Origin of the sequence: Micromonospora echinofusca (genome assembly GCF_017614955.1) — a bacterium.
Classification (GTDB): domain Bacteria; phylum Actinomycetota; class Actinomycetes; order Mycobacteriales; family Micromonosporaceae; genus Micromonospora; species Micromonospora echinofusca_A.
In genome coordinates, this window is record NZ_WVUH01000245.1 from 1 (window position 1) to 11387 (window position 11387).

The window sequence follows — 11387 nt, forward strand, 5'->3', positions numbered from 1 at the left end:
GATTATGAGTCCCCTGCTCTAACCGGCTGAGCTACCGCCCCCTGCCGCGCGGGGATCGTATCCCGCCCGGTGGATCTCCGACCACACCGTGACCGGGTGCCCGTCAGCTCACCGCGACCGATGCCGCCGGAGGATCAGCACGATGGGCAACGCGAGAATAACAGCGAGCAGCCAGGAGATCACGACCACCACCCAGAGGTCTGCGGGTGCCTGCCGACCCTCCTCGGTGAACAGCATGCCGACGGTCAGCAGCAGGGCGTAGCCGGCCACCACGGTGGTGACCAGACCGCTGCCCAGCATCGCGGTGACAGCCAGCGCGCCGTACCGGCGGGTGGTCGGGCCGGTCGGCTGTACAGCGGCTTCCGGCTGGGGGATCCGCTCGGCGGGCCGGGCCGGCATGGTGACCCGACGGTCGGCCGGTACCTGGCTCTCCAGCATCGGCAGGGTCGCCGGGTGCAGATGGAACAGGGTCGGCTCGATGCGTAGCGAGATGGCGTCCGCGCCGATGAGCTGGCGGGCGCCGTCGGGCCAGCAGAGCAGTGCGGCACAGTCGGCGTACCGGACGGTGAGCGGGCCACCGGGGCCGAGGTAGCTCACCCCGTCGACGCCGACCCGGAGCTGCCCCTCGCCGTCCCGGGCCAGGTACGACGTGCCGTCGACGGTCCCGGTCGAGCGGGTGGGTGCCTCGGTGAAGCCGGCCCAGTCGGCCCGGCAGCCCTCCGGGACCATGAGCAGCGCCGAGCCCATCGTCTCGGTGGCCACGTCGTGCAGGTCGTCGACGGTCACCGCGGCCAGTTCGGCACGGTACGCCTCGATCTCCAGGTTGGGTTGCCCGGTCAGCAGGTTGACCGCGTACGACGGTAGCCGGGCGGCGTGCACCTCGGCGGTACCCAGTGAATCCTGCGCCTTCCCGACCACCGAGTCGAGGTCGGCCCGGTCGATTCGACCCACCGCCAGCTTGGCCAGTACGTCGACGAAGCCGCCCAGCACGGCGTCCTGTTTCTCCGGCAGTGCGTCGGCGAGCCCGCGCAGGTGGGCGTACCCGTCGCCGCGCGGCTCGTAGCCGGCGGTGGCGGTGTACGACAGCCCGCCCTCCTGTCGCAGCGACCGGAACAGCTCCCGTTCCAGTACCCCGGCGAAGACGTTGGCGGCGGTGCGGCGGCGGACCACCGCGTCGAGGGCCACGGCCCGGGACCCGTGGACGAAGTACGCGGGCGCCTGCGGCAGGGCGGACGAGGCGGTCGGTACCGGCTGGCGGACCCCGGCCGGCAGGGGCAGCCGGAGTCCGGCGGGTACCCGGTCCCCGGCGATCCAGAGCACCGCGTTGTCCCGGGTGCAGAACCGGGTCGCCCAGGCCCGCAGGTCGTCCTCGCCGATCATGCTGAGTCCGAACTCCGGGTAGCTGACCAGTCCGTGGTCCCGGGCGCCGTGGCGCCACAGCGGCATGGTGTCCATCGGCCCGGGTGCGCGGCTGCCCCACTCGGTACGCAGGATCTCCTTCTCGATTTCCAGTCGCTGCGCCGGCAGGTCGTGCAGACTTTCGCAGACGGCGGTGAGGAAGCTGGCGATGTCGTTCTCTGAGCCTTGCAGGTGGAACGAGGTGACGACGGACCCGGTGGCCCCGTTGAAGTGGTAGTCGGCCAGCCCGATCGGGGCGAGGGCCAGGTGTTCCAGCAGGTGGGTGATGCCGCTGCGGGCCAGGGTCTCGTCGGCGGTGCCGACCCGGAAGGCCAGACCGGCACGCATCGGCCCGCCGGTCTTGGCCAGCAGTGTCGGTACGCCGTCCACCTCGGTCTGCTCGATCACCGTGCTCTCCCCTTCGCGTACGCCCGGCTGCGGAACTCCTGGTACGTCTCGACCGGGTCACCGAAGTAGCCCCACGGTCGCTCGGTCGCCAGCGGCCCGAGGGTGTCGAACTGGGCCACTGCGGCGGGGTACTCGTCGAGCAGGCAGAGCACCGCGGCGAAGGTGTTGCGCACCGACACCCAGCCCGGGTCGTGCCGGAACTGCGGGTGCAGCACCGACCGGTGGGCGGCGTCGAGGATCTCCCGCCGCACCGCCTCGTCCCGCCGGTTGGCCCTCCGTTCGGCGGGTTCGGTGTCGTCGGCGAGCCAGTGTTCCAGGTGGACCTCGGCGACCAGCGACGCGTTGGGTGCTCCGGCCGGAGCGGTGGTCGCGCACTCCCGGGCGAACGCGAACGCCTTCTCCCAGGTGCCGCCCCATTTTGGACAGAACTGCTGCAACAGGGAACTCTGGGCGGGCAGGTGGTGCGGGTCGTGCCGGGCGAGCCGGTCGTAGCGGCGCCGGGCCTCGGCCTGGCCCAGTTCGAGACCACGGGCGCCGGTGACGCGCAGGGTCCACGCCGGCAGGTACCCGGGGTGCCGGGCGGTCACGTCGATCAGGATGCGCTCGGCCTGACGCAGGTGGTCGTGGAAGGCGGTGAACTGTTCCCGGGAGACGTACCGGGCCCGGGCCGCACTGCGGATCTCCCAGCCGCCGACGATGAGGCGGGAGGCGAGCAGGGTGGCCGCCGACGGGTCGGCGGGGTCGGCGGCGACGACCGAGCGGAGGAACGGTTCGGTGCCCGCCACCTCCCCGGCGAGCTGGACGGCGACGGTCTGCCCGGGGCCGTCGAGCCGGTCGAGGACGTCCCGGACCGCCGGCCAGTCGCCGTTGGTCAGGGCGGCGCGCATCCGGTCGACCTCCGGGTACGCCGCACCGGGATCGAAGTTCGGTACCGGGAGGGGGGCGGGCATGGCCGGATACTAATTGATCAAGGTTGGCGCCAAGGATCTGTTCAGGCGGCCCTACGTGCCGGCGCGCAGCTGCCGGAGCACCGCGCCGGCCGCCCGCCAGCCACTGGCCAGCGCCCCCTGGATCGATGGACTGTCCCGGTGGTCACCCGCCACGAACAGGCCCTCCGCCAACCGGACCGGTTTGCGTAGCCGTCCCTGCGGCGGTGGCGCGGCGGGCAGCGCGGCGGGGATGTGCACCGTGGTGAGGTGGGTCCAGTCCGCTGTGGACCGCCCGTACAGCCGAGCCAGTTCGGTGCGGACGGTCGGCTCGGGCACCACCGTTGGGCCGACCGTCGAGGTGGCGATCAGGTGCTGTCCCGCCGGGGCGTACGACGGCGCGGCGTTACTGATCACCGTCGTGTTGGCGAGCAGTTCCCGGCGGTCCCCGTCGAGCAGCAGGACGGGTTCGGTCAGGGGCGGGGTGTCGGTCGCGTGGTAGTAGGTCGTGTAGGCGTGCATGCGTACCCGGGGCAGGGCCGGCAGCAGCGCGGACGCCGTGGGTGGGTCGACGGCGACCAGGGCGGCCCGGCAGTGGATCTCGCCGGTGGGGGTGCGCACGGTGCCGGGTGCGACGGCGGAGACCGGGGTGTCCAGTTGGAGCAGTCCGGCCGGCAGGGGCGCGGCGACGGCCGCGGGCAGGGCGGCCATCCCGGCGGCCGGCAGGCCGATCCGGCCCCGGGCGAAGGAGCGCAGCACCATGGCGAGGACGTGGCTGGAGGTTTCCAGTTCCCGGTCGACGAGTACCCCGGAGAGGAACGGGCGCAGCAGTTCCTCGATGATCGCGTCGGAGAGCCCGGCCCGGCGGAGGGCGGTCTCGGTGGTGGTCTCCGGGGCGGCGAGCAGCCGGTGCACCGGCAGGGTGGCGCAGCCGGCGGCGAGGGCGGCGAACCGGAGCCGGTCGGTGAGCCGGCCGACGCCGGCCAGCGCGGTGCGGGCCGTACCGGCCGGTTCGCGGGCCGGGTTGACCAGCCGGGTGAGCGTGCCGTGCCGGCGTACCAGCACCCCCGGGGTGAAGTAGCCGAGGTCCAGGGTGTCCGGGTCGAGCAGCGTGCCGAGCCGGGGGTACGCGGTGTTGAGCACCTGGAAGCCCCGGTCGAGCTGGAAACCGTCGACCCGGTCGGTGGTGACCCGCCCGCCGAGCCGGTCGGTGGCCTCCAGCAGCAGCCACGGTACGCCCGCGCGGTGCAGCCGGCGGGCGGCGGCGAGCCCGGCCAGGCCACCGCCGACGATCACCACGTCGGTGTCAGCGGGCATGACGGCCCTTCCCTTCGGTGTGGTTGGCGCGGGACAGCCGGCTCGGCCACCAGATGCGCGGGCCGATGTCGTAGCTGAGTGCCGGGACGAGCAGGGACCGGACGACGATCGTGTCGATCAGGACGCCGACCGCGACGGCGACGCCGAGTTCGACCAGGACGACCAGGGGCAGGACGGCGAGCGCGGCGAAGGTGGCGGCGAGCACGATGCCGGCGGAGGTGATCACCCCGCCGGTGACGACCAGCCCGTAGAGCACCCCGGCCCGGGTGCCCCGCCGCACCGACTCCTGCCGGACCCGGCTCATCAGGAAGATGTTGTAGTCGATGCCGAGCGCGACGAGGAAGACGAAGGCGAACAGCGGGAAGGACGTGTCCACCCCGGGGAAACCGAAGAGGTACCGGAAGATCAGGGCGCAGAGGCCGAGGGTGGCCGCGTAGGAGAGCAGCACGGTCAGGATCAGCAGCAGCGGGGCGAGTACCGCGCGCAGCAGCACGGCCAGGATCACGGCGATCACCAGGAGCACCACCGGGATGATCACGTTCTGGTCCCGGGTGGCGGCGTCACCGGTGTCCACGTTGATCGCGGTGAACCCGCCGACCACCGCGTCCGAGCCGGGTACCGCGTGCACGGCCTCGCGTAGTCGCCGGATGGTCTGCTCGGCGCCGTCGCTGTCGGGTGGGTCGGCGAGGGTGGCCTGGAACTGGACCCGGCCGTCGACGACCTTCGGTGGCGCCGCCGGGTCGGGTGGTCCGCCCTGTCCCTGCACCGGCTGTACCCGGGCCACCCCGGGTACGCCCCGGGCGACCTGGGCCACCTGGTCGGCGGTACCGACGGTGGTGAAGATGGTGGCCGGGCTGCCGGTGCCGGCCGGGAAGTGCCGGGCGATGGCCTCCTGACCGGCGACCGAGTCGGTCCGGGTGGTGAACAGGTCGGTCTGGCCGAGGGTGGTGGCGCCGAGCTGGGTCAGGCCGAGCCCGAGCAGGACCAGCAGCACGCTGGTGGCCACCCAGACGAGCCGGGCGCGGCCGGCGACGAAGCCGGCGATCCGTTGCCAGATGCCGTGTTCGGCGCTGGGCTCGGCCTGGTCGGGCTGGGGGACGCGGGGCCAGAACGCCCACCGGCCGCCGAGGACCAGCAGCGCCGGGAGGAAGGTGAGCATCACCAGTACGGTGGCCGCGATGCCGATGGCGGCGACCGGCCCGAGTGCCCGGTTGGAGTTGAGGCTGGACAGCAGCAGGCAGAGCAGGCTGGCGATGGTGGTACCGCCGGAGGCGACGATCGCCGGGGCGGCGCCCCGCCAGGCGGTCCGCATCGCGGCGACCGGTTCGGCGTGCCGGTGCAGTTCCTCCCGGTAGCGGGCGATGAGCAGCAGCGCGTAGTCGGTGCCGGCGCCGAACACCAGCACGGTGAGGATGCCCTGCGCCTGGCCGTTGAGCCGGATCACGTCCGCGTCGGCCAGCAGGTAGATGAAGAGCGCGGCGAGGGAGAAGGAGACCGCGGCGGCGAGCAGCGGGAAGATCCAGAGCACCGGGCTGCGGTAGACGACCAGCAGGATCACCAGGACCACGCAGAAGGTGACCAGCAGCAGGGTGCCGTCGATCGCGCTGAACACCTCGATCAGGTCGGCGAGCAGACCGGCCGGTCCGGCGACGTTGACGGTGAGGCCGTCGGTGCCGGTACCGGTGATCCGTCGCAGCTCGTCGACGACCGCGTCGATCTGTTCGCCCTCGGCGTCGTCGATCGGGACGACCACCTGGATGGCCTGGCCGTCCTCGCTGGGTACCGGTGGGGGCAGCGGGCTGACCACGCCGGGCACCTGGGCGAAGCGGGCGGTGTCGGCGGTGGCCCGTTGCCGGTCGGCGTCGGTGATGCCGCTGGTGCGTTCGTAGACCACCAGGGCGGGGGTGGTCTGCCGGTCGACGAATCCACCGGCCAGGTCCTGGGCCCGGGTCGCCTCGGCGTCGGTGGGCAGGAAGGCGGCGTTGTCGTTGGTGGCCACCTCGCCGAGCCGGCCGGCGAAGGGGCCGGCGACCCCGCTGACGACGAGCCAGCCGAGGACCACGGCCACCGCGATCAGTGTGGCGAGACTGCGGGTACGCATCGGGCCATCCCACCCTCGGGTCAATCGACGCATGAATCGACGCAACCGGAGTGTATGGCGGCCCCGCTGGTTCCGCCCGGCGGGTCGACGGAAACCGACCACCTCGCCAGGAGAACGCGCGAGAAGGGCAGAAGGTGATGGTTTCCCGGAACGGGCGTCGGCGACGGAGAGCAGGGGGCGGCGGGAGCGCGGCGCCCGTGCGGTGCGGTGGCGGCCGGGGCCACCTGATCGCCCCCGGAGACGACGAAGCCCGCCAGCGGTGCCGGCGGGCATGTGGTGGAAGAGCTCCCCCGTTTGGACTCGAACCAAAAACCTGCCGGTTAACAGCCGGCTGCTCTGCCAATTGAGCTACGGGGGATCGCTGGTCACTGCTCCGGATCTCTCCGGTGCCGTGGCGACGGGGTAAAGAGTACAGGACGAACCCCGGGTTCGGTCCAGGGGGTTGCCCGGCCCCGGTCGGGCAGCCCCGGATCTGGACAAATTGTCGTACCCGCCACAAGGAGGCATGAGCGAGGAGGAGGATGGGTAGTTAGCTGCCGACAGAGGATGCAGGCGCGACCGGAGTTGACCCCGGAGCACTACGCTCCGGGCCACCGCGGCGCGCGCCAGGTACGGAAGGAGCCGCCATGCGCGGAAAGCTTTGGTTCGTGACAGGGTTGGCTGCCGGGTTCGTCCTGGGCGCCCGGGCGGGCCGGGAGAAGTACGAGGAGCTGGTCGTCCGGGGCCGCAAGCTGCTCGACAACCCCACCGTGCAGGAGGCCGCGGGCGTGGCCCAGGCGCAGGCGACCCGCCTGTACAGCGAGGGCAAGGACAAGCTCGGCCAGACCAAGCTCGGTGAGAAGCTCGGCAGCGGCCCCAACGGTGGTGCCAAGCACGAGCTGACCCCGGCCGACAAGCCGTTCGCCGGTACCCCGGCGAGCGTCGGCGCGAAGTCCGGCTCGTCGTCCGCCACCCCGGGCTCGTCGTCCACGACGTCGGGTACCGGTTCGGCCAGCACCAACCCCCGCCCCAAGCCGTCCGGGACGGGCACCAACGGCAGCGCGCTCTGACGCGGGCGCGGTGGGCCGGTCACCTTTCGGTGACCGGCCCACCGCCGTGTCCGGTCCATGATGCGCCGGACGGGGTCAGTCCCGGCCGCTGCTGAAGGCCGCGTCGAAGGCGGCGGTCGGCGCGTCGAAGGCGAGTCGACGGACGAAACCCAACGCCTCGGGGGCACCGACGAGCCGGTCCATGCCGGCGTCCTCCCACTCGATCGAGATCGGACCGTCGTACCCGATGGCGTTCAGCGCCCGGAAGCAGTCCTCCCAGGGCACGTCGCCGTGTCCGGTGGAGACGAAGTCCCATCCCCGGCGCAGGTCGGCCCAGGGCAGGTGGGAGGAGAGCCGGCCGCGCCGGCCGTCCCCGGTACGTACCTTCGCGTCCTTGCAGTCCACGTGGTAGATCCGCTCGGCGAAGTCGAAGATGAAGTTCACCGGGTCCAGCTCCTGCCAGACGAAGTGCGACGGGTCCCAGTTCAGCCCGAACGCCGGTCGGTGGTCGATCGCCTCCAGGGCGCGCTTCGTGGTCCAGTAGTCGTAGGCGATCTCGCTGGGGTGCACCTCGTGGGCGAACCGGACCCCCTCGGCGTCGAAGACGTCCAGGATCGGGTTCCACCGGTCGGCGAAGTCCTGGTAACCGCGCTCGATCATGGCCGGCGACACCGGCGGGAACATCGCCAGGGTGTGCCAGATCGACGACCCGGTGAAGCCGACCACGGTGCGTACCCCGAGCTTCGCCGCCGCCCGCGCGGTGTCCTTGATCTCCTCGGCGGCCCGGCGGCGTACCCCCTCCGGCTCGCCGTCGCCCCAGATCCGCCCGGGCAGGATGTCCTGGTGACGCTCGTCGATCGGGTGGTCGCAGACCGCCTGACCCACCAGGTGGTTGGAGATCGCGAAGACCTCCAGGTTGTACTTGGCCAGGGTCTGCCGCTTCCGGTCGACGTACGAGTCGTCGGCCAGCGCCCGGTCGACCTCGAAGTGGTCACCCCAGCAGGCGATCTCCAGGCCGTCGTAGCCCCACTCGGAGGCCAGCCGGCAGACCTCCTCGAACGGCAGGTCGGCCCACTGGCCGGTGAAAAGCGTGATCGGTCGCGCCATGTCGTCTTCCCCTGTCCGTGAACAGGGCTCCCGTGTCGAACGGTTGCCCGTCGTGTCGTGGGATTCCCGGAGAGCGCCGAGCGGCGGGTGACCCGCCCGGTACGGCCGGCGGACTGGGGCGAGGGTGACCGGTCCATGGTCGACCGTGGCGGCGGCACCGGCGGGTGCGTACGCACCTGGAACCCAGCGGGTTGCGCCTCCCGCCGGGTCGCCGGCCACCACCAGGGGTCGCCGTCCCCCACTCTAGGGCCGCGCCGGCCGGACCGGTAGACACCCGGAACCGGGAGCGCTCCCAGAGCCGTTTGGCAAGATGGCAATCATCACAGCCTGCGGGTACCACGTCACCATCCGTCGAACCTCAGGCTGGTCGATGCATGGTCCATCGATCAGTCGGACGGGGAGACGGATGACACCGACGAGAAGACCGATACGCGCGGCCCTGGTGGCCGCACTGGTGGCCCTGGCCGTACCGTTGGCCGTCGCACCGGCCTCGGCCGGGCCTGCGACGTCGGCGGCGGTCCGGGACAAGGCCGACCCGGAACTGCGGGCCCGCCTGGCCGCCGACCCGGACGCCGCCACCACCTTCTGGGCCGTGGTCGGCGAACGCGCCGACCTCGGCGGCGCGGACCGGCTGACCCGCAAGGCGGACCGGGGCGCCTGGGTGCACCGCACGCTGACCGGGCACGCCGACCGGACGCAGGCGGGCCTGCGCGCCCTGCTCACCCGCCGCAAGGCGGCGTTCACGCCGTACTGGGTGACCAACGCGGTCCGGATCAGCGGTGACGCGGACCTGGTCGCCGCCGTGGCCGCCCGCCCCGAGGTCACCGAGGTGTACGCCGAACCGGTGGTCCGGGCGGCCGCACCGCGCCCGTCGACCGGCGGTGGACCGACGGTGAACGGCGTGGAGTGGAACGTCGACCGGGTGGAGGCCGACCGGGTCTGGAACGAGCTCGGTGTCCGGGGCGAGGGCATCGTGGTGGCCAGCCTGGACAGCGGGGTCAACCACACCCACCCGGCCCTGGCCGACAGCTACCGGGGGCGACGCAGCGACGGCACCGTCGACCACAACCACAACTGGCACGACTTCCTCGCCGAGTGCCCGGAGGTGGCCACCCCCTGCGACACCGGCGGCCACGGTACCCACGTGACCGGCACCATGGTCGGCGCGACCCCGGACGGGATCCACCAGGTCGGCGTCGCCCCGGGCGCGCAGTGGATCGCGGCCCGGGCCTGCGGGCCGGTGCTCTGCGACTACAACGCGCTGGTGGCCGCCGGCCAGTGGATGCTCGCCCCGACCGACGCCCTGGGCGAGAACCCGCGCCCCGACCTGGCACCGGACGTCGTCAACAACTCGTGGGGCTGGGACAACCTGGACGAACCAGCCTGGTACAGCCCGGTGGTCGAATCCTGGGTGGCCGCCGGCATCTTCCCGGTCTTCGCCAGCGGCAACGAGGGCGTCACGCCGTGCGGGTCGACCGGCTCCCCCGGGCAGGACCTCTCCGCGTACAGCGTCGGCGCGTTCGACGCCACGAACACCATCGCCGACTTCTCCTCCAGCGGCCCCGGGCAGAACGGCGACCTCAAACCGAACATCGCCGCCCCCGGGGTGGCGGTGAACTCGACCTACGGGGACGGGTACGCCGCGCTGGAGGGCACCTCGATGGCCACCCCGCACGTCGCGGGCGCGGTGGCCCTGATCTGGGCCGCCCGCCCGCACCTGGAGGGCGACGTCGCCGCCACCCGGGCCCTGCTGGACGACGGCGCCGTCGACGTCACCGACACCCGCTGCGGCGGCACCACCGACGACAACAACATCTGGGGCGAGGGACGGCTCGACGTGTACGCCTCGATCGTCGGCAGCGCACCCGCCGGGACCGGCACGCTGACCGCGCACGCAGTCGACCAGACCGGCGGGGCGGCCCTGGGCGACGTCCAGCTCACCCTGACCGGGCCGGTCACCAAGACCCTCACCACCGCCGCGAACGGCGACCTCGACTGGCAGCCCGCCGCCACCGGGACGTACACCTGGCAGGTCCGCAGATTCGGCTACCAGACCGGCAGCGGCACCCTCACCGTCACCGCCGGTACCACCACCAACCTGAACCTGACCATGGTGCGGGCACCCTGGTACACCATCCAGGGCACCGTCACGGTCGGCGGCCAGCCCGACCCCGGTGCACGGGTACGCCTGCTCGACGCACCGGTCTCCGCGGTGACCGACGCCAACGGGCACTACGCGGTGACCGTCCCGGCGGGCAGCTACCGGCTGTTTACCGAACCGTCGTCGCGCTGCGCCGACACCGCCACCGTGGACCTGACGGTCGGCAGCACGGCCGTCACCCAGCACTTCCCACTCGCCCAGCGGCAGGACACCTTCGGCTACACCTGCCGCCGGATCGCCCCCGACTACCGCACCGGCAGCACCCTGCTGCCGATCAGCACGACCGGGCAGAAGACCCAGGTGACCCTGCCCTTCCCGGTGCTGCTCTACGGCCAGGGTTACACCTCGGCCTGGATCAGCACCAGTGGCGCGATCCAACTCCTGCCCACCTGGAAGTACGACTTCTTCAACGGCGAACTGCCCGATCCGTCGAGCTTCAATCCCAACGGCGCGTTCTACCCGTTCTGGGACGGACTGGAGGTCGACCCGGCAGCCGGGGTGTACACCTCGGCCAGCCCGACCGCGTTCGTGGTCGAGTGGCGCAACGTCACCTTCTCGGACGCACCCGGCGAGCGGATCTCGGTGAGCGCCGTGATCATGCCGGACGGCACCGTCGAGTACCACTACCGGAATCTGGTCGGCGGCCAGTACGCCAGCGGCGGCGGCGCGACCGTCGGGCTGGAGAACGCCACCGGCACCGACGCCCTCGAATACTCCTTCAACCGCAGGTCGATCCGGGAGGGCCTGAGCATCCGGATCAGCCCACCCGCCTGACCCTGATGTAAGGAAGGGCCCCTTCCTATCGTTTTCGGTAGCTTGGGGTCTAGTGGTCCTCGCAACACCCGGATCTTCTGGGGGTTGCGAGGACCGTGTCCGTTTCCGTGGAACTCAAGGCGAAGTTCTTCGAGGTTCTCGATCGCGTCGGCAGTGTGCCCGTGGCT

Annotated in this window: 7 protein-coding genes and 1 tRNA gene; 2 read left to right on the forward strand and 6 right to left on the reverse strand. The window is 72.1% G+C overall.

The window, feature by feature from the left end:
* Nucleotides 1-108 precede the first annotated feature (108 nt).
* The 5 genes from GSF22_RS23595 to GSF22_RS23615 form a co-directional block, all read right to left on the reverse strand.
* The gene (locus tag GSF22_RS23595; protein ID WP_208815922.1) at nt 109-1806 is read right to left on the reverse strand and encodes an insulinase family protein; all 1698 of its coding nucleotides are present in this window, start codon (nt 1804-1806) and stop codon (nt 109-111) included.
* Nucleotides 1803-2756: a hypothetical protein gene (locus GSF22_RS34985; RefSeq protein WP_244453986.1), complete on the reverse strand. Its 954-nt coding sequence runs from the start codon at nt 2754-2756 to the stop codon at nt 1803-1805. Before GSF22_RS34985 ends, GSF22_RS23595 begins: the two co-directional genes overlap by 4 nt.
* Before the next feature lie 51 nt (nt 2757-2807).
* Nucleotides 2808-4049, reverse strand: coding sequence for an FAD-dependent oxidoreductase (locus GSF22_RS23605; RefSeq protein WP_208815923.1), 1242 nt, complete (start codon nt 4047-4049; stop codon nt 2808-2810).
* Nucleotides 4039-6150, reverse strand: coding sequence for an MMPL family transporter (locus GSF22_RS23610; RefSeq protein ID WP_208815924.1), 2112 nt, complete (start codon nt 6148-6150; stop codon nt 4039-4041). The genes GSF22_RS23605 and GSF22_RS23610 overlap by 11 nt, the downstream gene beginning before the upstream one ends.
* Nucleotides 6151-6435: 285 nt before the next feature.
* Nucleotides 6436-6508: transfer RNA gene (locus GSF22_RS23615), tRNA-Asn, on the reverse strand.
* Nucleotides 6509-6776: 268 nt separating this feature from the next.
* Here GSF22_RS23615 and GSF22_RS23620 point away from each other — a divergent pair.
* Nucleotides 6777-7199, forward strand: a complete 423-nt coding sequence (locus GSF22_RS23620; protein ID WP_208815925.1) for a hypothetical protein — start codon at nt 6777-6779, stop codon at nt 7197-7199.
* Nucleotides 7200-7274: 75 nt separating this feature from the next.
* Here GSF22_RS23620 and GSF22_RS23625 read toward each other — a convergent pair whose 3' ends face one another.
* Nucleotides 7275-8285, reverse strand: coding sequence for a sugar phosphate isomerase/epimerase family protein (locus tag GSF22_RS23625; protein ID WP_208815926.1), 1011 nt, complete (start codon nt 8283-8285; stop codon nt 7275-7277).
* 442 nt (nt 8286-8727) lie between these two features.
* Here GSF22_RS23625 and GSF22_RS23630 point away from each other — a divergent pair, with 442 nt between their 5' ends.
* Nucleotides 8728-11220, forward strand: a complete 2493-nt coding sequence (locus GSF22_RS23630; protein ID WP_208815927.1) for a S8 family serine peptidase — start codon at nt 8728-8730, stop codon at nt 11218-11220.
* Nucleotides 11221-11387 lie beyond the last annotated feature (167 nt).

Excerpts from the sequence above, each read along its gene's own strand:
- GSF22_RS34985 (WP_244453986.1), bottom strand. The coding sequence starts at position 2,756 with ATGCCCGCCCCCCTCCCGGTACCGAACTTCGATCCCGGTGCGGCGTAC.
- GSF22_RS23605 (WP_208815923.1), bottom strand. The coding sequence starts at position 4,049 with ATGCCCGCTGACACCGACGTGGTGATCGTCGGCGGTGGCCTGGCCGGG.
- GSF22_RS23610 (WP_208815924.1), bottom strand. The coding sequence starts at position 6,150 with ATGCGTACCCGCAGTCTCGCCACACTGATCGCGGTGGCCGTGGTCCTC.
- GSF22_RS23620 (WP_208815925.1), top strand. The coding sequence starts at position 6,777 with ATGCGCGGAAAGCTTTGGTTCGTGACAGGGTTGGCTGCCGGGTTCGTC.
- GSF22_RS23625 (WP_208815926.1), bottom strand. The coding sequence starts at position 8,285 with ATGGCGCGACCGATCACGCTTTTCACCGGCCAGTGGGCCGACCTGCCG.